This window comes from Pseudomonas sp. W5-36 (assembly GCF_046540455.1).
Classification (GTDB): Bacteria; Pseudomonadota; Gammaproteobacteria; order Pseudomonadales; family Pseudomonadaceae; genus Aquipseudomonas; species Aquipseudomonas graminis_B.
Genome location: NZ_JAXCIQ010000001.1, coordinates 100382 through 124460 on the forward strand (window position 1 = coordinate 100382; position 24079 = coordinate 124460).

22 protein-coding genes are annotated in these 24079 nt (G+C 62.1%); 14 read left to right on the top strand and 8 right to left on the bottom strand.

Annotated features, from left to right (window positions below):
• Positions 1 to 15: 15 nt before the first annotated feature.
• From SLW74_RS00395 to gatC, 4 genes are all read right to left on the bottom strand, one after another.
• Complete coding sequence (locus SLW74_RS00395) at positions 16 to 390, bottom strand: septal ring lytic transglycosylase RlpA family protein (protein WP_065990120.1); 375 nt, start codon at positions 388 to 390, stop codon at positions 16 to 18.
• A gap of 73 nt (positions 391 to 463) precedes the next feature.
• Complete coding sequence (gene gatB / locus SLW74_RS00400; protein ID WP_065990118.1) at positions 464 to 1909, bottom strand: Asp-tRNA(Asn)/Glu-tRNA(Gln) amidotransferase subunit GatB; 1446 nt, start codon at positions 1907 to 1909, stop codon at positions 464 to 466.
• Positions 1910 to 1920: 11 nt separating this feature from the next.
• Positions 1921 to 3372 carry an Asp-tRNA(Asn)/Glu-tRNA(Gln) amidotransferase subunit GatA gene (gatA, locus tag SLW74_RS00405; protein WP_410927825.1) on the bottom strand — a complete coding sequence of 484 codons (1452 nt, stop codon included), beginning with the start codon at positions 3370 to 3372 and terminating at the stop codon, positions 1921 to 1923.
• A 15-nt stretch (positions 3373 to 3387) separates the two neighbouring features.
• Positions 3388 to 3675, bottom strand: coding sequence for an Asp-tRNA(Asn)/Glu-tRNA(Gln) amidotransferase subunit GatC (gene gatC / locus SLW74_RS00410; RefSeq protein ID WP_065990114.1), 288 nt, complete (start codon positions 3673 to 3675; stop codon positions 3388 to 3390).
• A gap of 207 nt (positions 3676 to 3882) precedes the next feature.
• Here gatC and mreB point away from each other — a divergent pair, with 207 nt between their 5' ends.
• The 8 genes from mreB (at position 3883) to tldD (ending at position 15836) form a co-directional block, all read left to right on the top strand.
• Positions 3883 to 4920: a rod shape-determining protein MreB gene (mreB, locus tag SLW74_RS00415; protein WP_020292894.1), complete on the top strand. Its 1038-nt coding sequence runs from the start codon at positions 3883 to 3885 to the stop codon at positions 4918 to 4920.
• 234 nt (positions 4921 to 5154) lie between these two features.
• A complete protein-coding gene (gene mreC / locus SLW74_RS00420; RefSeq protein ID WP_197985961.1) occupies positions 5155 to 6297 on the top strand; it encodes a rod shape-determining protein MreC in 1143 nt (380 codons plus the stop codon).
• The gene (mreD, locus tag SLW74_RS00425) at positions 6297 to 6788 is read left to right on the top strand and encodes a rod shape-determining protein MreD (protein ID WP_065990112.1); all 492 of its coding nucleotides are present in this window, start codon (positions 6297 to 6299) and stop codon (positions 6786 to 6788) included. Before mreC ends, mreD begins: the two co-directional genes overlap by 1 nt.
• 380 nt (positions 6789 to 7168) lie before the next feature.
• Complete coding sequence (locus SLW74_RS00430; RefSeq protein ID WP_410927826.1) at positions 7169 to 7780, top strand: Maf family protein; 612 nt, start codon at positions 7169 to 7171, stop codon at positions 7778 to 7780.
• The gene (gene rng / locus SLW74_RS00435; protein ID WP_037012596.1) at positions 7777 to 9234 is read left to right on the top strand and encodes a ribonuclease G; all 1458 of its coding nucleotides are present in this window, start codon (positions 7777 to 7779) and stop codon (positions 9232 to 9234) included. The genes SLW74_RS00430 and rng overlap by 4 nt, the downstream gene beginning before the upstream one ends.
• Positions 9235 to 9424: 190 nt before the next feature.
• Positions 9425 to 13240 carry a YhdP family protein gene (locus tag SLW74_RS00440; RefSeq protein WP_410927827.1) on the top strand — a complete coding sequence of 1272 codons (3816 nt, stop codon included), beginning with the start codon at positions 9425 to 9427 and terminating at the stop codon, positions 13238 to 13240.
• A gap of 299 nt (positions 13241 to 13539) precedes the next feature.
• A complete protein-coding gene (locus SLW74_RS00445) occupies positions 13540 to 14391 on the top strand; it encodes a carbon-nitrogen hydrolase family protein (protein ID WP_410927828.1) in 852 nt (283 codons plus the stop codon).
• 2 nt (positions 14392 to 14393) lie between these two features.
• Positions 14394 to 15836, top strand: a complete 1443-nt coding sequence (tldD, locus tag SLW74_RS00450; protein WP_065990106.1) for a metalloprotease TldD — start codon at positions 14394 to 14396, stop codon at positions 15834 to 15836.
• Between the two features lie 48 nt (positions 15837 to 15884).
• Here the strand turns inward: tldD and yjgA are convergent, their stop codons facing one another.
• Positions 15885 to 16406: a ribosome biogenesis factor YjgA gene (gene yjgA, locus SLW74_RS00455; protein WP_410927829.1), complete on the bottom strand. Its 522-nt coding sequence runs from the start codon at positions 16404 to 16406 to the stop codon at positions 15885 to 15887.
• Positions 16407 to 16499: 93 nt separating this feature from the next.
• Here yjgA and pmbA point away from each other — a divergent pair, with 93 nt between their 5' ends.
• The 5 genes from pmbA (at position 16500) to SLW74_RS00480 (ending at position 20447) form a co-directional block, all read left to right on the top strand.
• On the top strand, positions 16500 to 17846 hold the full coding sequence (gene pmbA, locus SLW74_RS00460; protein ID WP_192132376.1) for a metalloprotease PmbA: 1347 nt from the start codon (positions 16500 to 16502) through the stop codon (positions 17844 to 17846).
• A 166-nt stretch (positions 17847 to 18012) separates the two neighbouring features.
• Positions 18013 to 18444: a FagA protein gene (locus SLW74_RS00465; protein ID WP_410927830.1), complete on the top strand. Its 432-nt coding sequence runs from the start codon at positions 18013 to 18015 to the stop codon at positions 18442 to 18444.
• A gap of 11 nt (positions 18445 to 18455) precedes the next feature.
• Positions 18456 to 18917, top strand: a complete 462-nt coding sequence (locus SLW74_RS00470) for a hypothetical protein (protein ID WP_065990102.1) — start codon at positions 18456 to 18458, stop codon at positions 18915 to 18917.
• Between the two features lies 1 nt (position 18918).
• On the top strand, positions 18919 to 19530 hold the full coding sequence (locus SLW74_RS00475) for a superoxide dismutase (RefSeq protein WP_410927831.1): 612 nt from the start codon (positions 18919 to 18921) through the stop codon (positions 19528 to 19530).
• 29 nt (positions 19531 to 19559) lie between these two features.
• Positions 19560 to 20447 (top strand): ZIP family metal transporter, encoded by an 888-nt coding sequence (locus SLW74_RS00480; protein ID WP_410927832.1) that lies wholly within the window; start codon positions 19560 to 19562, stop codon positions 20445 to 20447.
• 12 nt (positions 20448 to 20459) lie between these two features.
• Here the strand turns inward: SLW74_RS00480 and SLW74_RS00485 are convergent, their stop codons facing one another.
• On the bottom strand, positions 20460 to 20894 hold the full coding sequence (locus SLW74_RS00485; RefSeq protein ID WP_410927833.1) for a DUF1810 domain-containing protein: 435 nt from the start codon (positions 20892 to 20894) through the stop codon (positions 20460 to 20462).
• A gap of 153 nt (positions 20895 to 21047) precedes the next feature.
• On the opposite strand from SLW74_RS00485, the gene SLW74_RS00490 reads away from it, so the two are divergent.
• Complete coding sequence (locus SLW74_RS00490; RefSeq protein WP_410927834.1) at positions 21048 to 21389, top strand: zinc ribbon domain-containing protein YjdM; 342 nt, start codon at positions 21048 to 21050, stop codon at positions 21387 to 21389.
• Positions 21390 to 22026: 637 nt separating this feature from the next.
• On the opposite strand, the gene SLW74_RS00495 is transcribed toward SLW74_RS00490, so the two are convergent.
• On the bottom strand, positions 22027 to 23391 hold the full coding sequence (locus tag SLW74_RS00495) for a heavy metal sensor histidine kinase (RefSeq protein ID WP_410927835.1): 1365 nt from the start codon (positions 23389 to 23391) through the stop codon (positions 22027 to 22029).
• Complete coding sequence (locus SLW74_RS00500) at positions 23381 to 24058, bottom strand: heavy metal response regulator transcription factor (protein ID WP_065990091.1); 678 nt, start codon at positions 24056 to 24058, stop codon at positions 23381 to 23383. Before SLW74_RS00500 ends, SLW74_RS00495 begins: the two co-directional genes overlap by 11 nt.
• Positions 24059 to 24079 lie beyond the last annotated feature (21 nt).

A 24079-nucleotide genomic window follows, 5' to 3' on the forward strand; every position in this document is an offset into this window, starting at 1 on the left:
AATTCAGGGCACCAGTCAGTCGTCGAGGGCTTGTACCCGCACTTGGGCGGTTCCGCTGCGCAGCATACCCAATTGCGCGGCGGCTGCACGTGACACATCGATCAGCCGCCCCCGGGTGTGCGGGCCGCGGTCGTTGATGCGGACGATGACCCTGCGGTCGTTGTCCAGATTGGTGACTTGCACGCGCGTGCCGAACGGCAATTGCCGGTGCGCGGCGGTCAGTGAATTGGCGTCGAAGCGTTCACCGCTAGCGGTGCGCTGACCTTGATGTTGCGAGCCGTAATACGAGGCGCCGCCGGTGGCGTTGTAGCCGTGCGGGTCGATGATGCCGTCACTGGCGCAGCCGGCCAGCAGAGAGAGCAGGGCGCAAGCGCCGAGGATTCGCCGCATGGGGCAGGGTCTCTACAGAAAGTGTTGATCGTTCCCGCGCCAGGCGCGGGAACAACCGCTAGCGTGAACGCACTCAGCCTTCCAGCTTGCGCTTCAGCAGTTCGTTGACCTGGCCCGGGTTGGCCTTGCCTTTGGATGCCTTCATCGCTTGCCCGACGAAGAAGCCGAACATCTTGCCGCGTTTGGCCTCATCGGCCGCGCGGTATTGCTCGACCTGTTCGGCGTTGGCAGCCAGGACGTCGTCCAGCATCGACTCGATGGCGCCGCTGTCGGTGACTTGCTTCAGACCGCGCTGATCGATGATCTCGTCGGCGCTGCCTTCGCCATTAGCCATGCCTTCAAACACCATTTTGGCGATCTTGCCGGAAATGGTGTTGTCCTTGATGCGCAGCAGCATGCCGCCCAACTGTTCAGCGCTGACCGGCGACTCGTCGATCTCGACGCCTTGCTTGTTCAGCAACGAACCCAACTCGACCATCACCCAGTTGGCCGCAAGCTTCGCGTCACCGGAAATGCTCACCACCTTCTCGAAGAAGTCTGCCTGTTCGCGGCTCGAAGCCAACACGCTGGCGTCGTACAGCGACAAGCCGAACTGCGACTGGAAACGCTCGCGTTTCTGCGGCGGCAGTTCCGGCAGGGTCGCGCGGGTCTGCTCCAGGAACGCGTCTTCGATGATCACCGGCAACAGGTCGGGATCGGGGAAGTAACGGTAGTCGTTGGCTTCCTCTTTGCTGCGCATGGCGCGGGTTTCGTTGGTGTTCGGGTCGTACAGGCGGGTCTGCTGAATGACCTTGCCGCCGTCTTCGATCAGGTCGATCTGGCGCTGGATCTCGCTGTTGATCGCCTTCTCGATGAAGCGGAACGAGTTGACGTTCTTGATCTCGCAGCGCGTCCCGTACTCAACCTGGCCTTTCGGGCGAATCGACACGTTGCAGTCGCAGCGTAGCGAGCCTTCGGCCATGTTGCCGTCGCAGATGCCAAGGTAGCGAACCAGCGCGTGCATCGCCTTGACGTAGGCAACCGCTTCTTTGGCCGAACGCATGTCCGGCTCGGAAACGATCTCCAGCAACGGCGTACCGGCGCGGTTCAGGTCGATGCCGGTCATGCCGCTGTAGTCTTCGTGCAGGCTCTTGCCCGCATCTTCTTCAAGGTGGGCGCGGGTCACGCCGATGCGCTTGATGGTGCCGTCTTCCAGGGTGATATCCAGATGGCCTTTACCAACGATCGGCAATTCCATCTGGCTGATCTGATAGCCCTTCGGCAGGTCCGGGTAGAAGTAGTTCTTGCGGGCGAACACGTTGTGCTGACCGATCTCGGCGTCGATGGCCAGGCCGAACTTGACCGCCATCTGCACGGCTTCCTTGTTCAGCACCGGCAACGTGCCGGGCATGCCCAGATCGACGAGGCTGGCCTGCGTGTTCGGCTCGGAGCCGAACGTGGTGGCGCTACCGGAGAAAATCTTCGATTGGGTGGTGAGCTGGGTGTGAATCTCCAGCCCGATGACGACTTCCCATTGCATGTGTTTTCTCCTTAGAAGCCAGCCGGCGAGCGGGTGTGCCAATCGGTTACTTGCTGATATTGATGGGCAACGTTCAGCAAGCGGCCTTCCTGGAAATACGGCGCCAGCAATTGCACGCCCACCGGCAGGCCGTCGGCGAAACCGGCAGGCATCGACAGGCCGGGCAGGCCCGCGAGGTTGGCGGTGATGGTGTAGAAGTCTTCCAGGTACTCAGCGATCGGGTCGGCATTCTTGGCGCCGATTTTCCAGGCCGGGTTCGGCGTGGTCGGGCCGAGGATCACGTCGACTTCGGCAAACGCGTTCATGAAATCGTTCTTGATCAGCCGGCGAATCTTCTGCGCCTGCAGGTAGTAAGCGTCGTAGTAACCGGCCGACAGCGCGTAGGCACCGACCATGATCCGGCGCTGCACTTCAGGGCCGAAGCCTTCGCCACGGGAGCGCTTGTACAGATCGGTGAGGTCTTTCGGGTCTTCGCAGCGATAGCCAAAGCGCACGCCGTCGAAACGCGACAGGTTGGAAGAGGCCTCGGCCGGCGCGATTACGTAGTAAGCCGGAATCGCGTGTTGCAGGTTCGGCAGGCTGATTTCCTTGACCACGGCGCCGAGCTTTGTCAGCGCTTCGACGCTGGCCATGACCAGATCGGCGATGCGCGGGTCGAGACCGGCGCTGAAGTATTCCTTCGGTACGCCAATGCGCAGGCCTTGCAGCGAGGCATTGAGGCCTGCGCTGTAATCCGGCACGGGCTCGTCGATGCTGGTGGAGTCGTTGACGTCGAAACCGGCCATGCCTTGCAGCAGCAACGCGCAGTCTTCAGCGGTGCGCGCCATCGGGCCAGCCTGATCAAGGCTGGAGGCATAGGCGATCATGCCCCAGCGCGACACGCGACCGTAAGTCGGCTTCAGGCCGGTCAGGTTGGTCAGTGCAGCAGGCTGGCGAATGGAGCCGCCGGTGTCGGTGCCGGTGGCGCCTGGCAGCAGACGCGCGGCAACTGCTGCTGCCGAACCGCCAGAGGAGCCGCCCGGGACGTGATCCAGATTCCACGGGTTTTTCACCGCGCCGTAGTGGCTGGATTCGTTGGCCGACCCCATGGCGAATTCGTCCATGTTGGTCTTGCCCAAGGTCACGGTGCCGGCGGCGGCGAGCCTGGCAACCACGGTGGCGTCGTAGGGCGCCTTGAAGTTGTCGAGCATCTTCGACGCGCAGCTGGTGCGAATGCCCTTGGTGCAGAAGAGGTCCTTGTGCGCCAGGGGAGCACCCAGCAGCGCGCCGGTTTCACCTGCCGCGCGACGGGCATCGGCAGCCTGCGCCTGGGTGATCGCCAGGTCTTCGGTGACGGTAATGAAGCTATTGAGCTGCGGATCCAGCTGGGCGATGCGCGCCAGCAGAGTGCGGGTCAATTCTTCGGAAGAAAACTTTTTATCGGCGAGTCCGCGAGCGATCTCTGCCAGAGTCATTTGATGCATTGCAGGCACATTCCCTTAGTCGAGGACTTTCGGAACCAGATAAAGGCCGTCTTGGACCGCTGGTGCGATGGCTTGATAGGTATCGCGATGATTGATCTCGGTAACGGCGTCTACACGCAGACGTTGCGAGGCTTCAAGGGGGTGCGCGAGGGGCTCGATGCCGGTGGTATCGACCGCCTGCATCTGATCAATCAGCCCGAGAATGCTGTTAAGTGCTTCAGTAGTACGCGGGATATCGGCGTCATTGAGGCCCAGTCGGGCCAGATGAGCGATTTTTTCCACGTCGGAGCGATCAAGCGCCATGGGGTTCTCCAGTGGAATGCGCACGGGGTGAGCCGTACGTCAGATTGCGGAACACTACGCCCTTTAAACGGTCATAAGGCCGCGATCTTCCAGGGTAGTGCTCGGAAAAACAGCCAATTTAACATATTGGCTCCTTGCCCAAAATCCCTGTCGTTGTTAGAGTTTGCCGCACTTTTTTACCCACGCGTTGCCTAGGGTCCTTTCCCCATGTTCAAGAAACTGCGTGGCATGTTTTCCAGCGATCTTTCCATCGACCTGGGCACTGCCAACACCCTTATTTACGTGCGTGAGCGCGGCATTGTGCTGAATGAACCATCAGTTGTGGCCATTCGGACCCACGGAAATCAGAAGAGCGTTGTTGCTGTCGGGATGGAAGCCAAGCGGATGCTGGGCCGTACCCCGGGCAACATTGCCGCCATTCGCCCGATGAAAGACGGCGTCATCGCCGACTTCAGCGTCTGCGAAAAAATGCTTCAGTACTTCATCAACAAGGTTCACGAGAACAGCTTCCTGCAGCCAAGCCCTCGTGTGCTGATCTGCGTTCCTTGCAAATCCACCCAGGTCGAGCGTCGCGCCATCCGCGAATCCGCTCTGGGCGCCGGTGCACGTGAAGTATTCCTGATCGAAGAGCCGATGGCTGCGGCCATCGGTGCCGGCCTGCCGGTCGAAGAGGCCCGCGGCTCGATGGTTGTCGACATCGGTGGCGGCACCACCGAAATCGCGCTGATCTCCCTGAACGGCGTGGTGTATGCCGAGTCCGTCCGTGTGGGTGGCGACCGTTTCGACGAAGCAATCATCACTTACGTGCGTCGCAACTACGGCAGCCTGATCGGCGAATCCACCGCCGAGCGCATCAAGCAGGAAATCGGCACGGCCTACCCGGGCGGCGAAGTGCGTGAAGTCGACGTACGCGGTCGCAACCTGGCTGAAGGCGTGCCACGTGCCTTCACCCTGAACTCCAACGAAGTGCTGGAAGCGTTGCAGGAATCCCTGGCAACCATCGTTCAGGCCGTGAAGAGCGCTCTGGAACAGTCTCCGCCAGAGCTGGCTTCGGACATCGCCGAGCGCGGTCTGGTGCTGACCGGTGGTGGCGCGTTGCTGCGTGACCTCGACAAGCTGCTGGCCCAGGAAACCGGTCTGCCGGTGATCGTGGCCGAAGACCCGCTGACCTGCGTTGCGCGTGGCGGTGGTCGTGCGCTGGAAATGATGGACAAGCACACCATGGACCTGCTCTCCAGCGAATAAGTCGCCGGTACGCAGCATGTTGCGCTTAACGGGCAGCACCTCACCGTGCTGCCTGTTCGTGTCCGACCTGTTGACGTCGCGCAGCGATGTTGCAAGTCTGACGCCCTGCATTTCCACCAACCCGCATCAGGCCGGTTTCATGTCGCATGAATAAGCACAGCCACACTCACGCACCTCTGCGCGCATCTCTGGAAGGAGCGGCCCATTAAACCGCTTTTTTCCAAGGGTCCGTCTCTGGGCGTCCGTCTACTGGTGCTGGTCGTGCTGTCTGTGGCCATCATGGTCGTGGACGCGCGTTTCACCCTGCTCAAACCTGTCCGCAGTCAGATGTCACTGGTGCTGATGCAGTCTTACTGGATTGCCGATCTGCCCGAGCGTCTGTACCAGGGCGTTGCCAGCCAGTTTGGCAGCCGCACCGAGCTCGCCGCCGAAAACGAAAAACTCAAGACCGAGAACCTGCTGCTGCAGGGCCGCCTGCAAAAGCTGGCGGCGCTGACCGAGCAGAACGTGCGCCTGCGCGAGTTGCTGAATTCGTCGGCGCTGGTCAACGAGAAAGTCGAAGTCGCCGAGCTGATCGGCATGGACCCCAACCCGTTCACCCACCGGATCATCATCAACAAGGGTGAGCGCGACGGCGTAGTCCTCGGCCAGCCAGTGCTCGATGCGCGCGGCCTGATGGGGCAGGTGGTCGAGTTGATGCCCTACACGTCCCGTGTACTGCTGCTGACCGACACCACCCACAGCATCCCGGTGCAGGTGAACCGTAACGGCCTGCGCGCGATTGCCAGCGGCACCGGCAATCCTGAACGTCTTGAGCTGCGCCATGTGGCGGACACCGCCGACATCAAGGAAGGCGACCTGCTGGTGAGTTCCGGCCTCGGTCAGCGCTTCCCGGCGGGTTATCCGGTGGCGACGGTCAAAGAGGTGATCCACGACTCCGGCCAGCCTTTCGCCATCGTCCGGGCGGTGCCCACCGCCGCACTGAATCGCAGCCGTTATCTGTTGCTGGTGTTCTCGGACGGCCGTTCCCCTGAAGAGCGCGCTGCCGACGCCGCGCAGCAGCAGGAATCCCTTGATCGTCAGACGGCCGACCCGGCGGCGGTGCCCTCGGCCACTGTGCCGGGTGCCGCCCCTGCTGCCACTCCGAACAAGGCGGTCGTTCCGGCCACCGTGCCCAAGCCTGCCGGACACAGTGCTTCGTCGACGCCGGCCAACGCCAACAGCGCGTCTGCTCCGGCGACCACTGCACCGGCGGCGACCACGCCTGCCAAGCCCGCGACCAGCAAGCCGCCCGCCAAACCTGCGGCGAAACCTGCCGCCACCCGACCGGCGACGCCTGCTGCGACCCCGGCCGCTCCACGCGAGAGGGAAGAATAATGGCGCGTCACGCTCCCGCACGAAACGGCTGGGTGGTCTGGCTGACCTTCGCCATCGGCCTGCTGCTCAGCGTTTCGCCGCTGCCGCAGTTCATGGAAATATTTCGCCCGCTGTGGCTGGCCTTGCTGCTGGCCTTCTGGGCATTGGCGTTGCCGCACAAGATCGGCATGGTTACGGCGTGGATGCTGGGGCTGGCCGAGGATGTGCTGTACGGCACGTTGCTGGGGCAGAACGCGTTGATCCTCACGTTGATTACCTTTCTCGTGCTGTCGCTGCAGCAGCGCTTGCGCATGTTCCCGATGTGGCAGCAGTGCCTGGTGATCCTGGTGATTTTCGGCCTCGCGCAGCTGGTGCAGCTGTGGCTCAGCGCCCTGACCGGCAACCGTCAACCGACCCTGGCGCTGGTGTTGCCGGCGTTGGTCAGCGCATTGCTCTGGCCATGGGTCAGCTACGGACTGCGGGGGTTACGCCTGCGTTTGAAGATCAACTAAGTAATTGGGAACGGCATCTGCCAGTTTTTGTAGGACCGGCTTCAGCCGGGAAGAGGCCAGTGTGAGCACCCCAATCCTGCGGCGTGACACCCGACGCTTTCCCGGCTAAAGCCGGTCCTACAGGATGAAGGAACGGAAAGAACGGAAAGGGGACTGATTTAGCGGAAAGGGGACTGATTTATTTGAACGGAAAGGGGACTGATTTATTTACAGCGCTTCACCGTAAATTAATCTGTCCCCGGCAGCTGAATGTTGCGGCGTTACACCTGGCGCTTTCCCGGCTGAAGCCGGTCCTACAAGGGAAGAGGCCGGCGCGAGCACCCTCCCTTCAGCGGTGTGCACCAAGGCTACGCTTGTGATCAACGACACGGAGACGTCCCATGCCCCACCTTCTTCTTGCCTCCGGCTCCCCGCGCCGTCGTGAGCTGCTCACCCAGATCGGCGTGCCGTTCACGACCCTCAGCGCCGACATCGACGAAACCCCTCTGGCCAACGAAACCCCCGCCGCGTACGTCCTGCGGCTGGCCCGTGGCAAGGCGGACGCCGGGCTGCTGCAGCTCGCCAACGATCCCGCCTACCCGACCGCCTGCGTACTGGGCGCCGACACCGCCGTGGTCCTCGACGGCCGCATCCTGGGCAAACCGGCGGACGAAGACGAGGCGCTGGCGATGCTGGCCGCATTGTCGAACCGGGAACACGAAGTCCTGACCGCCATCGCCGTGGTGCACGAAGAACGCTGCGAAACCCGAACCGTTACCAGCCGTGTCCGCTTTCGGGCGATCCCGGAAGACGAGGCCCGCCGCTACTGGGCCAGCGGCGAGCCCTGCGACAAGGCCGGCGGCTACGGTATCCAGGGGCTGGGCGCGGTGTTTGTGGAAAACCTCAGTGGCAGTTATTCCGCCGTGGTCGGCTTGCCCTTGTGCGAAACCGCAGAAATCCTCCAGCGTTTCGGCATACCCTGTTGGCAACGCCCGGAAGGTGACAAGTCATGAGTGAAGAGATTCTGATCAACATCACGCCGATGGAATCGCGCGTGGCCGTCGTTGAGAACGGGGTGTTGCAAGAGGTGCACGTCGAACGCACCCAGCGTCGCGGGATCGTGGGCAATATCTACAAGGGCAAAGTGGTGCGCGTGCTGCCTGGCATGCAGGCGGCGTTCATCGACATCGGGCTGGACCGCGCGGCGTTCATTCACGCATCTGAAATCTCCATGCGCGAAGGCCCGGCCGTGGAGACCATCAGTTCGCTGGTCCACGACGGACAGAGCCTGGTGGTTCAGGTCACCAAGGACCCGATCGGCAGCAAAGGCGCGCGGTTGACGACTCAACTGTCGATCCCGTCGCGCTACCTCGTGTACATGCCGCGCACCGCCCACGTCGGCATTTCCCTGAAAATCGAGGACGAAGCCGAGCGCGAGCGCCTGAAACAAGTCGTCAGCGATTGCGTCGCCAAGGAAGGGATCAAGGAGAAGGGCGGTTTCATCCTGCGCACGGCGGCCGAAGGTGCGGGCGCCGACGAGATCATGATGGACATCCGCTACCTGCGCAGGCTGTGGGACCAGATTGGCGAGCAGATCAAAACCATCAGCCCGGCCAGCGTGATCTACGAAGACCTGGGCCTGGCGCTGCGCACGTTGCGCGACCTGGTCAGCCCGCGCACCGAGAAGATTCGCATCGACTCCCGCGAGACCTTCCAGAAGACCACCCAATTCGTCGCCGAGCTGATGCCGGAAATCGCCGACCGCCTTGAGCATTACCCCGGCGAGCGGCCGATCTTCGACCTGTATGGCGTCGAGGATGAAATTCAGCGGGCGCTGGACCGCAAGGTGCCGCTCAAGTCCGGCGGCTATCTGGTCATCGATCCCGCCGAAGCCATGACCACCATCGACGTGAACACCGGTGCGTTTGTCGGTCATCGCAACCTCGAAGAGACCATCTTCAAGACCAATCTTGAAGCGGCGACCGCCATTGCCCGACAGCTGCGGCTGCGCAACATCGGCGGCATCATCATCATTGATTTCATCGACATGGAAGACGCCGAGCATCAGCGCCAGGTGCTGCGGACCCTGGAAAAACAGCTCGAGCGCGATCACGCCAAAACCAACATCATCGGCATCACCGAGCTGGGCCTGGTGCAGATGACCCGCAAGCGCACCCGGGAAAGTCTGGAGCAAGTGCTGTGCGAGCCGTGCAGCAGTTGCCAGGGCCGTGGCAAGCTGAAGACCCCGGAAACCATCTGCTACGAGATATTCCGCGAGATTTTGCGCGAAGCCCGGGCTTATCAGGCGGTGGGCTACCGCGTGCTCGCCAATCAGAAAGTGGTCGACCGGCTGCTCGACGAAGAATCCGGCAACGTGGCCGAGCTGGAAGTGTTCATTGGCAGGACCATTCGCTTTCAGGTCGAGACCATGTACTCCCAGGAACAATATGACGTCGTGCTGCTCTGAGAGTGCGTGATGCGCCGTGCTGCCCAGTGGCGGTGCAGTTGAAAACAGAAAACAGTGCCCTTGAGGCAGACGGAACGGATGCCGTCCAAAGAGAACAACGCGTGGCGATTGAGCACAACCTGGACGTACCCGCACCTGCACGATTGGGCCTGACGCCATGTGCAGGCGGTTTTTGCGGAGGCGCAGCGACATGGAACGTCTGACGCGGTTTCTGGCTGTGCTGACCCGTTGGGGGCTGAGTCTGTGCGCCCTTTTCGTGGTGCTGGTTGCGCTGTACGTGAGCATCGGCCGTCAGTTGGTGCCGATGGTGGCCGAATACCGCGCCGACGTGGAAGCCAAGGCGCAGACGGCGCTGGGCATGCCGGTGAGCATCGGTCGGCTGGAAGGCAGCTGGAGCGGCTTCGCCCCCATCTTTGTTGCGCGTGATGTGATGATCGGCGAGGGCGGCAACGCCGTTCGGCTCGATCACGTGCGCGCCATGCCCGACCTGCTCGCCAGCCTGCGTACCCGCGAAGTGCGTCTCGAACGCCTTGAGCTGGACGGCCTGCAGATTGGTCTGAAAGAAGACCAGAACGGCCACTGGGCACTGCAGGGCCTGCCCGTACAGCCCGATCAGGTGACCGATCCCGAGCAAATCCTCAATCAGATGCAGATGGTCTCGCACCTGTCGCTATTCGACAGCCAGATCACCTTGCAGCCCTATGATCATTCGCCCCTGACGCTGACCTATGTGAGCCTGACGCTGAAGACCGGCAGTCTGCATCAGCGCCTCGACGCGCGCCTGAACCTGCCCGACGGCCAGCCATTGTCGTTGAACGTGCGCTCCACGGTGCGCGCCCATGAATGGCGCGACGGCGAGGCCCAGGCCTACCTGAGCTTGCCGCAAAGCGAGTGGTCGCAGTGGTTGCCGAAGAGCCTGACCCGCGACTGGAAAATTCAGAAGCTCAAGGCCGGCGGCGAGTTGTGGCTGAACTGGGGCAAGGGCAATCTGCAAAGCGCCGTCGCCCGCTTGAATGCGCCGCAGTTCAAAGGCTCGTACGCCGACCGCAAGCCTGCACGCATTGACAATCTGGCCCTTAACGCCTGGTTTGTGCGCGACGAAAAAGGCTTCAGCGCCACGCTCGATTCGTTGGCGATGGACCTGAACAGCAAGCGCTGGGAAAGCCGCGTTGATCTGCAGCAGACCGCTGCGACGGCCGATGCCGAAGAGCTGTGGCACGTGCAGGCTGACCGGCTTGATCTGACGCCGATCACGCCGCTGCTCGACTCACTGGCGCCGTTGCCTGACAAGGTAATGGTGGCGGTCGACCGCCTGAAAGTCACCGGGGGCCTGCGCAACGTGCTGGTTGATTACCGACCGCAGGCCGAGCCGCCAAAACGAGTGAGCTTCGCTGCCAATCTGGACAAGGTCGGTTTCGACGCCTACCACGGCGCGCCGGCGGCGGGGAACGTCAGCGGCGCGATCAGCGGTGATCTGGGTCAGGGCGAACTGCGCCTCGACACCGATGATTTCATGCTGCACCTGGACCCGATCTTCCGTAACGAATGGAAGTACCGTCACGCCAATGCAAAGCTGACCTGGTCGCTGGACGATCAGGGCTTCACGCTGATTGCACCGTACATCAAGGTTCAGGGGGAGGAGGGCAATATTGCCAGCGACTTCCTGATTCGCCTGCACTTCGATCACAGCCAGGAAGACTACATGGACCTGCGCGTCGGGCTGGTCGACGGCGACGGGCGCTACACCTCCAAATACCTGCCTGCCGTGCTCAGCCCGTCCCTTGATCAGTGGTTGCGCACCGCAATTCTGGGTGGCAACGTCGATCAGGGTTTCTTCCAGTATCAGGGCTCGATCAGCAAAGATGCGCCTGACGTGGCGCGGGTTATCAGCCTGTTTTTCAAGGTGCGCAACGCGAGCCTGGCGTTCCAGCCGGGATGGCCGCAGCTGAACAATGTCGACGGTGACGTCTTCGTCGAAAACAGTGGCGTGCGCATTCGGGCCAGCAAGGGGCAGTTGCTGAACACCCAGGTCAGCAATGTCGCGGTGGACATTCCCCATGTTCCGGCGGGCCAGTCCAGCCATCTGCTGGTGGACGGGGATCTGAAAGGCAGCCTCCAGGACGGCATGAAGATTCTCCAGGAAGCGCCAATCGGCACCGGGCAGACCTTCGCGGGCTGGCAGGCAGAAGGGCCGCTGCAGGGGCATATCAACCTGGATATACCGCTGGTGAAGGGCCAAGAGCCTAAAGTCGTCGTCGATTTCAGTACCGACAATTCGCGGCTCAAGCTTGCTGATCCGGTGCTGGAGCTGACGCAACTGCGCGGCGACTTCCGTTTCGATTACACCAAAGGCCTGGGCGGCAAGAACGTCAAGGCCGTCGCCTTTGACAAGCCGGTGAACGCCGAGATTTTCGCCGAAGGCAAACCGGGAGCACCGGTGACGCGTATTACCGCCAGCAGCCAGATCGCCAGCAAGCGCCTGACCGATTGGCTGGGCGTGACGCAGCCGTTGCCGATCTCAGGCGATCTGCCCTACCAGTTGCAACTGACATTGAGCGGCAACGCCAGTCAGCTGCAGATCAACTCGAATCTGAAAGGGTTGGCGGTCGATTTGCCGGCGCCCTTCGGCAAAACCGCAGATGATGCGCGCGACACCGATTTGCGCATGAACCTGCAAGGCCCGGAGCGGCGCATCGACGTCGGCTACGGCAATATCGCCAATCTCGCGTTTGCGTCGCCGCCGGGCAAATTCGGCGACGGCCGTGGCGAACTCTTCCTCGGTGAAGGCGGGGCGATCGTGCCGGACGCCAAGGGATTGCGCGTTCGCGGTTCGTTGTCGGAACTGGACATCGCGCCCTGGCAAGCCATGGCTGAGCGGTATGCCGGCAATGACCCGGGGGGTAGCGCCAAGCAATTACTCAACAGCGTCGATTTGCAGATCGGCAAGCTGACCGCGATGGGCACGACGCTGGAGCAAGTGGGCGTTCAGCTCCAGCGCAGCAGTGCCGCATGGGCGCTGTCGCTGGACAGCTCGAAGGTAAAAGGCACTGCGACGTTGCCGGACAGCAAAGCCGCGCCGATCGACATCAGTCTGCTGTATGTACGCTTGCCTGCACCGGACCCCAACGCGGCAGTCGTTGAAAACGCGCCGGACCCGTTGGCGGACGTGGACCCGCGCAATATTCCCGCGCTGAACATCAAGATCACTCAGCTGTTTCAGGGCGATCAATTGATGGGGGCGTGGTCGCTCAAGATCCGCCCGACGCCGAACGGTATCCAGATGTCCGACATGAATCTGGGCCTCAAAGGCATTGCGCTGCTGGGCAATGGCGGTTGGGAAGGTACACCGGGGACGACCAGCAGTTGGTTCAAGGGCCAGGTGAGCGGCAAGAATCTCGCAGATGTGCTCAAGGCCTGGGGTTTCGCGCCTACGGTCACCAGTCAGGAATTCGAGCTGAACGCTGACGGTCGCTGGCCGGGCTCGCCCGCCTGGGTGGGGTTGAAGCGCTATTCCGGCAGCCTGGATGCGACGCTGAAAAACGGCCAGTTCGTTGAGGTCGAGGGCGGTGCGCAGGCGTTGCGGGTGTTCGGCCTGCTCAACTTCAATTCCATTGGCCGGCGTCTGCGTCTGGACTTCTCCGACCTGCTGGGCAAGGGCCTGAGTTACGACAAGGTCAAAGGGCTCCTGGTAGCGAGCGATGGCGTATACGTCACCCGCGACCCGATCACCATGACCGGCCCGTCCACCAATCTGGAGCTCGACGGCACGCTGGACATGGTCCGCGACCGCGTCAACGCCAAGCTGCTGGTGACCCTGCCGGTGACCAATAACTTGCCGATTGCCGCGTTGATCGTGGGAGCACCGGCGATTGGCGGCGCGTTATTCCTGGTCGACAAGCTGCTCGGCGATCGCGTATCGCGCTTCGCCAGCGTGCAGTACAAGGTCGAAGGTCCCTGGAAAGAGCCGAAGATCACCTTCGACAAGCCGTTCGAGAAACCGCAGTAATCACTGCCTTGGCACGACGCAGACCTGTGCAGCGTGACGCCCGACGCCTTCCCGGCTAAAGCCGGTCCCACTGGGTAAATGCGGTGTCAGTGAGGACCGAGGGGAGAGGGGACTGATTTATTTACAGCGCTTCACCGTAAATTAATCTGTCTCCGTTGGCCAAACTCTGCGGTGTAACACCCGACGCCTTCCCGGCTAAAGCCGGTCCGACTAAGGTTGGCTGTCGAATTGGGGCTTTCGAACGAGCCCAATCGTCGGCGCCTGGAGTAGAGTGCAGTTCTATCGATCGGGGAGCGTGTATGTCCTTCGCAGTCATTCAGATGGTCAGCCAGAGCGATGTGCTCGGCAATCTGGCTCAGGCGCGCCGGCTGCTGGAACAGGCCGCTGCATCGGGCGCCAAACTGGCGGTGCTTCCGGAAAACTTCGCTGCCATGGGCCGTCGTGATATCGCTGCCATCGGCCGCGCCGAGGCCCTTGGCGAAGGTCCGATCCTGCCATGGTTGAAACTTGCCGCTCGCGACCTCACCTTATGGATAGTGGCCGGGACATTGCCGCTGCCGCCGGAAGGCCAGCCGGATGGCAAGGTCACGGCGTGTTCGTTGCTGATTGACGATCAGGGCCGGCAAGTCGTGCGTTACGACAAACTGCACTTGTTCGATGTCGACGTTGCCGATGCGCGAGGGCGTTACCGGGAATCCGACGATTACGCCCATGGCAACAACGTGGTGGTGGCCGACACCCCGGTCGGGCGCCTGGGGCTTTCGGTGTGTTACGACCTGCGCTTTCCCGAGCTGTACACCGCGCTGCGGGAAGCCGGGGCTGAATTGATCACCGCGCCATCGGCCTTTACCGCCGTAACCGGCGCGGCGCACTGGGACATTCTGCTGCGCGCCCGGGCCATCGAAACCCAGTGCTATGTGCTGGCGGCGGCCCAAGGCGGCATTCATCCGGGGCCGAGAGAAACATTTGGGCATGCGGCGATCATAGATCCATGGGGCCGCGTGCTGGCCGAGCAGGCGCAGGGTGAAGCCGTGCTGCTGGCCGAACGAGACAGCGTCGAACTAGCGTCCATACGGGCGCGCATGCCGGTAGCGAATCACCGGCGATTTTTTTCGCAGGCCGCCGTGCGACCTGCCAATACCCCGGAGTGAATATGAGCCACTTGTCCTCTGTCAGCGAACACCTTCTGGCACCAGGCGGCCTGAGCTTAGACAACCTGCAATCGGTGCTCGGCGAGCTGGCCGGTCCAGGCATCGACGCCGCCGACCTGTATTTTCAAGGGCAGATTTCCGAGTCCTGGGCACTGGAAGACGGCATCGTCAAAGAAGGCAGCTTCAACCTGGACCAGGGCGTCGGCGTACGCGCGCAGTCAGGCGAGAAAACCGGCTTCGCCTACAGCAACGCCATTACTCATGAAGCCCTGATCCAGGCGGCCCGGGCCGCTCGCTCGATTTCCCGCGCGGGCCAGAACGGCCGTGTTCAGGCGTTCACCACCCAGGACGTCGCCCAGCTGTACGCGCCGGACAACCCTCTGGAAGTCATGACCCGCGCCGAGAAGGTCGAACTGCTCAAGCGCGTCGACGCCGCCACGCGTGCGCTGGACCCGCGTATTCAGCAAGTCACCGTGAGCATGGCCGGTGTCTGGGAACGTATTCTTGTGGCGTCCACTGACGGCGGTCTTGCCGCCGACGTGCGTCCGCTGGTGCGCTTCAACGTCAGTGTGATCGTCGAGCAGAACGGCCGTCGTGAGCGCGGCGGACACGGCGGCGGCGGTCGCACTGATTACCGTTATTTCCTCAGCGACGACCGCGCCATGGGCTATGCCCGTGAAGCGTTGCGTCAGGCGCTGGTCAATCTGGAAGCCATTCCGGCGCCGGCTGGCACCTTGCCGGTCGTATTGGGTTCCGGCTGGTCCGGCGTATTGCTGCACGAAGCCGTCGGCCACGGCCTTGAGGGCGACTTCAACCGCAAGGGCAGCTCGGCCTACAGCGGCCGCATGGGCGAAATGGTTGCGTCCAAACTCTGCACCATCGTCGATGACGGCACCCTGGCCGATCGCCGCGGCTCCCTGACCGTCGATGACGAGGGCACCCCGACCGAGTGCACCACGCTGATCGAAAATGGCGTGCTCAAGGGCTACATGCAGGACAAGCTCAACGCACGGTTGATGGGCGTCGCGCGCACCGGCAACGGCCGTCGCGAGTCCTACGCACACCTGCCGATGCCGCGCATGACCAACACCTACATGCTCGGCGGCCAGAGCGATCCGGCGGAAATCATCGCCTCGGTCAAGCGCGGCATCTACTGCGCCAACCTCGGCGGCGGGCAGGTGGACATCACCAGTGGCAAGTTCGTGTTCTCCACCAGCGAGGCCTATCTGATCGAAGACGGCAAAATCACCGCGCCGGTCAAAGGCGCGACGCTGATTGGCAACGGCCCGGAATGCATGAGCCGTGTGTCGATGGTCGGCAACGATCTGTCCCTGGACAGCGGCGTCGGCACCTGCGGCAAGGACGGTCAATCGGTTCCGGTAGGCGTCGGTCAGCCAACGCTGAAGATCGATGCGATCACCGTTGGCGGCACAGGCGGGGCTTGATAATCGAGGGGCTTGCGCCGGTTGAGTGACTCAAACGGCGCAGCAGTTCTAGCGCAGTCCGCGTTTGCTTTCGTCCAGGTCGCGGATGTATTTGAAGATTTTGCGGGTCGCGGTAGGGGCCTTGTTCTGCGCAGCTTCATGCTGAGCCTGACGGATCAGCGAGCGCAGTTGCTGACGGTCGGCGTCCGGGTACTCACTGACGAACTGCTCAAGCACGTCGTCGGTACCGGTCACCAGGCGATCACGCCAGCGTTCCAGATTGTGAAAGCGCTCGTTGTACTGGCGCGTAGAGGCGTCAAGCTGATCGAGCAGCACCAGGATTTCATCCAGATCCTGATCGCGCATCAGCTTGCCGATGAATTGAATGTGGCGTTTGCGCGCAATGTGCGCGGTGTGCTTGGGAGCATCGGCCAGTGCCCGACGCAGAGGGTCGGTCAGAGGCAGCTTGGCCAGCACATCGGGCTTGAATGTCGTCAAGCGTTCGCCCAGCTCCACCAGAGCGTGAAGCTCTCGTTTGACCTGGGTTTTGCTTTTCTCTCCGTCGAAGGAGTCGTCGTAAGAATCAACCATGGGGGCCGTCCGCAAATAAACGCCGCCATGATAACCAGTCAGGGCCCGGTTGTCCGGCCCGGCTGCTGAAATCAGAATTTGATGGAGAACGTCATGAGTGCATCAGAAAGCGTCGGCCCGCAGGCTTTGCCGGCATTGCAACAGCAGGTCGAGCAGATCGTCGCTGAAGCCAAACGTCAGGGCGCGACCGCGTGCGAAGTCGCCGTGTCGCTGGAGCAGGGCCTGTCCACCACGGTTCGCCAGCGCGAAGTCGAGACAGTCGAATTCAACCGCGATCAAGGTTTCGGCATCACCTTGTACGTAGGCCACCGCAAGGGTTCAGCCAGCACTTCCGCGAGCGGCCCCGACGCCATTCGCGAGACCGTTGCCGCCGCGCTGGCCATCGCCAAGCACACGTCGGAAGACGAGGCCTCGGGGCTCGCCGACGCTGCGTTGATGGCCAAAGACCAGCCGAATTTCGACCTTTATCACCCGTGGGACATCACCCCCGAGCAGGCCATCGAACGCGCGCTGGTCTGTGAAGCGGCCGCCTTCGACGCCGACAGCCGGATAAAGAACGCCGACGGCACCACGCTGAACGTGCATCAGGGCTGCCGCGTTTATGGCAACAGCCACGGTTTCATCGGCGGCTACGCGTCGACCCGCCACAGCCTGAGCTGCGTGATGATCGCCGAAGGCGAAGGGCAGATGCAGCGCGACTACTGGTATGACGTCAATCGCCGTGGCGAGCTGTTGATGGACGCCCGGCTGATCGGCCAGAAAGCCGCCGAGCGTGCCGCAAGCCGGCTGGGCGCGCGGCCGGTGCCGACCTGCGAAGTGCCTGTGCTGTTCTCCGCCGAGCTGGCGGGCGGTCTGTTCGGCAGTTTGCTGGGCGCGATCTCTGGCGGCAACCTGTACCGCAAGTCTTCATTCCTCGAAGGCGCGATCGGTCAGCGCCTGTTCCCCGAGTGGATGACCATCGACGAGCGTCCGCATCTGGTTGGCGCCATGGGCAGTTCCGCGTTCGACGGCGATGGCCTGGCGACCTACGCCAAGCCGTTTGTCGAAAATGGCGATCTGGTTTCCTACATCCTCAGCACCTATTCGGGCCGCAAACTGGGCCTGCCGAGCACCGCGAACGCGGGTGGCGTGCATAACCTGTTCGTCAGCCACGGCACTGAAGACCAGGCGGCGCTGATCCGCCGCATGGGGCGCGGGCTGCTGGTCACCGAGTTGATGGGCAGCGGCCTGAACATGGTTACCGGCGATTATTCCCGTGGCGCTGCGGGTTTCTGGGTCGAGAATGGCGAGATCCAGTTCCCGGTTCAGGAAGTGACCATCGCCGGCAACATGCGCGACATGTTCAAGCAAATCGTTGCCGTGGGCAGTGATCTGGAGCTGCGCAGCAACATCCGCACCGGTTCTGTGCTGATCGAGAAGATGATGGTGGCGGGTAGCTGATTCCGCTCTGCGTTAGCGCGTCACCCCCAAGGCCTGCCCCGATTTCGGTGCGGGCCTTTTTTATGGGCGCTTTCAGACACTGCAGCAGACTCAATACATCGCCGGGGTTGTGTTGATTCTTAAACTCATTTAATAATGAATCTCATTCGTTAAGTGGGCCTCGGTCATGGGCACTGTTCTGCACGAGTCGCCGTACCTGGAACACTGGCGCGCATTGAGTCTGCGGATTCGCTGCGCGCTGGATCCGGACGAGCCGCGGCTCATCGAACACTACCTTGCGGAAGGCCGCTATCTGGCGCGCTTCACCGCCACGCCCAAATCCCTCATCTGTGAATGCACCTTTCGCCTGCTGGTCGACACCGCCAGCGATACCGCGCTGCCCTGGCATTGGCGTTGTCTGTGCCTGGACCAGGCATGGCGTCCGCTGCGGGACATGCAGGCCCTCGCCGAATCCGCTGCGCAACAGCAACGGGTTCAGGCCTTCGCTCAGCGTCTGGCGACCTGCGCACTGCTGCCGTCGATTCCTCTGACCGAACCCGCGCCATCGAATCCGCAAAACGCCCTGCCGACGGCTTTTGATCGCCGGCGCCACTCGTGAGGACCTGCGCCATGGAGCAATGGAAACGTACCATCCTGAGCGGTAACAGTTGCTTTAACCGAGGCGACTTGATCGATGCGCGCGAGCTGTACCTGCAAGCCCTCGCGCTGGCGCAGGTGCTCTTCGACCGTTGGAGCGTCGCCGATGAGGCCGTTGCGGCGTTCGTGATTTCTCATCACAACCTGGCGGATCTGCACCTGAGTCTGGGTCAGCCCGAGGAGAGCGCCGAATACCTCTGCGCCGTGCATCAGCGGATGCTGAATGTGATTCAGGACCCGCAAATGACGCCCGCCCTGCGACAGGCAGCGCTGCGCCACAGTAATAAAACCTACAGCGAACTCTTGGGTTTCGTCGGCCAATACGGCGAGTACCCACGCACCCAACGCCTGCTCAACAGCCGCGGCGAACATTCCCGCTCGGCGCTTCAGCACCACGCCGCTCGCGCCGGCACCCTCTCGTATGGAGTCCATTGACATGCCCTTTACCTTGCCTGCCTTGCCCTACGCCTACGATGCGCTCGAACCCCACATCGACGCGCAGACCATGGAAATTCACTACAGCAAGCACCACCAGACCTACATCAACAACCTCAACGCAGCCGTCGAGGGCACCGAATACGCGGAGTGGCCGATCGAGAAGCTGGTTGCCAGCGTGGCCGAGCTTCCGGAAAAACTGCGCCCGGCGGTGATCAATCAGGGCGGCGGGCATGCCAACCATTCGCTGTTCTGGGAGGTGATGAGCCCCCAGGGCGGCGGCGTGCCAGGCGGTGCGCTGGCGAAGGCGCTTGACGAGCAAGTGGGCGGATTCGACGCGTTCAAGGACGCTTTCACCAAAGCAGCGTTGACGCGCTTCGGCAGCGGCTGGGCCTGGCTGAGCGTCACGCCGGACAAAAAACTCATCGTGGAAAGCAGCGGCAATCAGGACAGCCCGCTCATGAACGGCAACACGCCGATCCTCGGGCTGGACGTCTGGGAGCACGCTTATTACCTGCGCTACCAGAACCGTCGTCCGGAATACATCGCTGCGTTCTACAACGTCGTCAACTGGGATGAAGTTGCCCGGCGCTACGCAGCGGCGCTCGGCTGATCCCTACCAGACCCCGGATAAGGCGATTTATGCGTTCGGACATACTGGCTCTCGGCAGCGTGCGGTTATTGCGGCTGGCATTGGGCTCGATTCTGGTCCTCGTGGGCACCGCTCTGCTGGTGGCCCAGGGACTCTCATGGGTTGCACTTGAGCCGAGAATGTTGCGAGCGCTGGAAGGCGGCGCCATCTGCGCGTTGGGCACTGCCCTGGGCGCCGTGCCGGTGCTGGTGATCCGCGGCATGCCGGTGGCAGTGTCCGACGGCCTGTTGGGTTTCGGCGCCGGCATCATGCTGGCGGCGACAGCGTTTTCGTTGATCGTGCCGGGCCTGGGCGCGGCCCACGATCTGGGCTTCACCCCGTGGGGCGCGGGAGCGTTGATCAGCTTCGGGATACTGCTTGGCGCGGCCGGTTTGTTTCTGGTCGACACGCTGGTTTCCAGAGGGTCGCCGTTATCGGAGGTGGCCGGGAAACCGACGATCCCCTCGAACATCTGGCTGTTTGTCATCGCCATCATTGCCCACAACATTCCCGAAGGGATGGCGGTGGGCGTGTCGGCGGGGGGTGGTCTGGCTCACGCCGACAGTCTGGCAATGGGTATTGCCATTCAGGACGTGCCGGAAGGGCTGGTCATCGCGCTGGTGCTGGCCTCTGCCGGCATGTCGCGGCTCAAGGCGTTTTTGATCGGCGCGGCGTCCGGATTGGTCGAGCCGGTGTTCGCAGTGCTCTGCGCCTGGCTGGTGGAAGTGGCTGCGTTGCTGTTGCCGGTAGGACTGGCGTTGGCGGCGGGGGCGATGCTGTTGGTGGTGACCCACGAAGTCATCCCCGAATCCCGCCGCAACGGTCACGACAAAATCGCCAGCTTCGGATTGCTGGTCGGATTCTGCTTGATGATGGTGATGGACACGGCGCTGGCCTGAGGGGGCGGGCGGCTACAGCCTGCCTCCGCCCAGCTTCGACAGCGTGACGGCATCCGGCTTGCCGTCGAAAAACGCCTCAAGCACCTGCTGGAAAACCGGCGTATCCGGCGCCACCGCTGCGAACAGCGTCATGCTTGATCGCAGCTTCATGTCATCCGGCGAGCCTATGATCTGCATGGCGCTGCGGTTTTTCCATTCAAGCAACGCCTCGCAGCAGCGCGCCAACCGTTCGCCCAATACTGGATGCTGCAAATAGGCAATCGCCTCGTCACGCCCACTGATCGCGTACCGCCGAGCCATGTCGCTGTGGCCCAGACCGGCCAGTTGCGGGAACACGAACCACATCCAGTGCGACTGCTTGCGCCCGGACTTCAGTTCCGCCAGTGCGCGTTCGTGCATCGACGCTTGCGCTTCGACAAATCGTTGCAGGCCAAATGGATCGTTCATTGCTGACGCCTCGCCCTGATCGCGGCACCTCGCCGCGCTTGCGATTGAGACTACAGCAGCGAGTGATGTTTCCAGCACTTTCAGGCGCCTGCTCCTCAACCGCGTAAAAACCCTTATAATCCTGCGCCTATTCCCTCTGATGCGAGATCCGCCGTGAGCTTACCGCCGTGCCCAAAATGCAGTTCCGAGTACACCTACGAAGATGGCAGCCAGCTCGTGTGCCCGGAATGCGCCCACGAGTGGTCGGCTGACGGCGCCAGCGCCGAAGCGGGCGATGACACCAAGGTGATCAAGGACGCTGTGGGCAACACCCTGCAGGACGGCAACACCGTCACAGTCATCAAAGACCTGAAGGTCAAAGGCTCGTCGCTGGTGGTCAAGGTCGGCACCAAAGTCAAAAACATCCGCCTGGTGGACGGCGATCACGACATCGACTGCAAAATCGACGGCATCGGCGCGATGAAGCTGAAGTCGGAGTTTGTGAAGAAGGGTTGATCGCCGTCCGGCCTGATCGGCAGATTGATCGTTCCTCACGGTTTACCTGCTGATCGTTCCTTACGCTCCGTGTGGGAACGATCAGCAAGTCGCTACTCCTGGCCGAGCCAACTTTAGATTTTTGAGGCATGTAGTGTGAAAGACTCAGTCTTGCTACTGACAGTCGCGGTGATCGTCGCCTTTGCCGCTTGGGTGTTTTGGCACTACGCCGGGCTGAGCGGTTTTGAGCTACTGAGCACTTTGATAGTTGTGTCGCTTGCCGTGGACAACACGCGCTTGAGGCGCGAGTTGAAAAAGCGCAGAGCTTAGTCGGTAGGCGCGATTCATGCGGCCTCGCTATCGTGCGCTGTGATCGTTCCTTACGCTCCGCGTGGGAATGCCGCTCATGATGCTCCGCGTTATTCAAACGCGGAGCATCCCCGGCGGCGTTACCAAGCAGAGCGTGGGAACGATCATCAAGGGGGTGAACTCAGTATCTCGGTGACGCTGCTGGACCTGTGGGAGTGAGCTTGCTCGCGAACACGGCATTTCAGCCGCTAGATGATTCGCGGATGCACCCACCGCTTCGTGAGCAAGCTCACTCCCACAATGGATTGTGTGCGGCATGGTTTTCCGCACGCTAACCCAGATGCCCGCCTCAACTCGGCAAATTAATCCCGAACGTATTCACTCCATCCTCGCTGCGCACGAACACGGTGCCGCCGTGCATCAGGGCGATGGCTTTGACGATCGCCAGGCCAAGCCCGTGGTTGGCGCCGCTGTTGCTGCGCGAGGCATCGACGCGATAGAAGCGCTCGAACAGTTTGGGCAGATGTTCCCCGGCGATCGGCGCGCCGGGATTGGTCACGCCGATGCTGACGTGATCGCCTTCATCGCGAATGTCCACCTGAATCAACTGCCCAGGCGAGGTGTGCTGCACCGCGTTGTGCAGCAGGTTGATCAGCGCCCGGCGCAAGTGCGCGGTTTCGATGGGCGCGTTGGCATCACCCCGCACTTCAACATGCACTTGGGCGTCTTCCAGAATGAAGTCCAGATAATCCAGGGTCTTCGCCACTTCCTGGGCGAGTGAGGCCTGGGTCAGTTGAGTAGCTTTGCTGCCTTGATCTGCGCTGGCCAGGAACAGCATGTCATTGATGATCGAGCGCAGCCGTTCGAGCTCTTCGAGGTTGGATTGCAGCACCTCGAAGTAATGCTCGGCCGAGCGCCCGCGGGTCAGCGCCACCTGCGTCTGACCGATGAGGTTGGTCAGGGGAGAGCGCAGTTCATGGGCAACGTCGGCGTTGAATGACTCCAGCCGTGAATAGGCCTGCTCGACCCTATCCAGCGTCGAGTTGAACGAGGTCACGAACTGATCCAGTTCAGGCGGCAGATGCGACAATTTCAGGCGCCCGCTCAGTCGTGGCGGCGTCAGTTTGCGCGCCTCCAGAGACAACTCCGTCAGCGGCTTCAAGCCGATGCGCGCCACCCAGTAACCCAGAGCAGACGCGAGCAGGATGCCGACGGCGGCCAGACTGATCAGCGCGATGAGCAGGGAATGTTGGGTCTGCCAGAAGGTTTCGGTGTCCACCGCTGTCAGAAAACGCAGCGGCGGACGTTGATCTTTCGCCGGGAACTGACTGACCAGCACCTTGAACGGGTAGTCATGGCCGCTCAGGTTCAAGTCGCGCATGCCCAGCGGGCCCTTGGCGAAAGCGCGGATCTCGGTGTCCGGGTTGCCGAATTCATAGGTCGGGTTGTCGCTGACCACCCAAAAGCGCAGGCGTTTGTCTTCCTCACTGAGCAGCCTGAGCTTGGCGTTGATTTTGGCCCAGTGCTCGGGCGTTCCATAACGCTGGACGGCCGATTCGAGCACGCTGTAACGGGCGTCGACTTCGGCTTCCGGCAACAGCCCGAGGCCCTTGTCCACTTGCAGGTAAAGCGCCCAGCCGATCAACAGAAACACCAGCAGCGCCACGAGGGCGAACATGCCGCTCAGGCGCAGGGCGATGGAATTAGTCGACACGACGGCTCTCCAGCACGTAACCCATGCCGCGAATGGTGTGCAGCAGTTTTTGCTCGAACGGCCCGTCGAGCTTGGCACGCAGGCGTTTGATCGCGACTTCGACGACGTTGGCATCGCTGTCGAAATTCACGTCCCAGACCATCTCGGCAATCGACGTCTTCGACAGGATTTCCCCCTGACGCCGAGCCAGTACGCTCAGCAGCGAAAACTCCTTCGCCGTGAGATCCAGACGTGCGCCGGCCCGCGTGGCCTTGCGGCTGATCAGGTCGATCCACAAATCAGCGACGCTGATCTGCACCGGCTCGTGGCCGCCACTGCGCCGGGTCAAAGCCTGCAGGCGAGCCACCAACTCCAGAAACGAAAACGGCTTGCCCAAATAATCGTCAGCCCCTTCGCGCAGGCCGCGAATGCGATCGTCGACGTTCTCGCGGGCGGTGAGCATTATCACCGGCGTCTGCTTGCGCGCACGCAGGGCTCGCAGCACGCCATAGCCATCGAGGCCGGGCAGCATGACGTCGAGAATGATCACCGCGTAGTCGCTTTCCAGCGCCATGTGCAGGCCTTCGATGCCTTCGCGCGCGACGTCGGTGGTGTAACCCTGCTCGGTCAGGCCCCGGTGCAGGTAATCGGCGGTTTTCTCTTCGTCTTCGATAATCAGGACACGCATCGGTCCACGCTCACTTTTTCA

Bases quoted from the DNA above. Each gene is read 5' to 3' on its own strand.
- SLW74_RS00395 (WP_065990120.1), bottom strand. From the start codon at position 390: ATGCGGCGAATCCTCGGCGCTTGCGCCCTGCTCTCTCTGCTGGCCGGC.
- gatB (WP_065990118.1), bottom strand. From the start codon at position 1,909: ATGCAATGGGAAGTCGTCATCGGGCTGGAGATTCACACCCAGCTCACC.
- gatA (WP_410927825.1), bottom strand. From the start codon at position 3,372: ATGCATCAAATGACTCTGGCAGAGATCGCTCGCGGACTCGCCGATAAA.
- gatC (WP_065990114.1), bottom strand. From the start codon at position 3,675: ATGGCGCTTGATCGCTCCGACGTGGAAAAAATCGCTCATCTGGCCCGA.
- mreB (WP_020292894.1), top strand. From the start codon at position 3,883: ATGTTCAAGAAACTGCGTGGCATGTTTTCCAGCGATCTTTCCATCGAC.
- mreD (WP_065990112.1), top strand. From the start codon at position 6,297: ATGGCGCGTCACGCTCCCGCACGAAACGGCTGGGTGGTCTGGCTGACC.
- SLW74_RS00430 (WP_410927826.1), top strand. From the start codon at position 7,169: ATGCCCCACCTTCTTCTTGCCTCCGGCTCCCCGCGCCGTCGTGAGCTG.
- rng (WP_037012596.1), top strand. From the start codon at position 7,777: ATGAGTGAAGAGATTCTGATCAACATCACGCCGATGGAATCGCGCGTG.
- SLW74_RS00440 (WP_410927827.1), top strand. From the start codon at position 9,425: ATGGAACGTCTGACGCGGTTTCTGGCTGTGCTGACCCGTTGGGGGCTG.
- SLW74_RS00445 (WP_410927828.1), top strand. From the start codon at position 13,540: ATGTCCTTCGCAGTCATTCAGATGGTCAGCCAGAGCGATGTGCTCGGC.
- tldD (WP_065990106.1), top strand. From the start codon at position 14,394: ATGAGCCACTTGTCCTCTGTCAGCGAACACCTTCTGGCACCAGGCGGC.
- yjgA (WP_410927829.1), bottom strand. From the start codon at position 16,406: ATGGTTGATTCTTACGACGACTCCTTCGACGGAGAGAAAAGCAAAACC.
- pmbA (WP_192132376.1), top strand. From the start codon at position 16,500: ATGAGTGCATCAGAAAGCGTCGGCCCGCAGGCTTTGCCGGCATTGCAA.
- SLW74_RS00465 (WP_410927830.1), top strand. From the start codon at position 18,013: ATGGGCACTGTTCTGCACGAGTCGCCGTACCTGGAACACTGGCGCGCA.
- SLW74_RS00470 (WP_065990102.1), top strand. From the start codon at position 18,456: ATGGAGCAATGGAAACGTACCATCCTGAGCGGTAACAGTTGCTTTAAC.
- SLW74_RS00475 (WP_410927831.1), top strand. From the start codon at position 18,919: ATGCCCTTTACCTTGCCTGCCTTGCCCTACGCCTACGATGCGCTCGAA.
- SLW74_RS00480 (WP_410927832.1), top strand. From the start codon at position 19,560: ATGCGTTCGGACATACTGGCTCTCGGCAGCGTGCGGTTATTGCGGCTG.
- SLW74_RS00485 (WP_410927833.1), bottom strand. From the start codon at position 20,894: ATGAACGATCCATTTGGCCTGCAACGATTTGTCGAAGCGCAAGCGTCG.
- SLW74_RS00500 (WP_065990091.1), bottom strand. From the start codon at position 24,058: ATGCGTGTCCTGATTATCGAAGACGAAGAGAAAACCGCCGATTACCTG.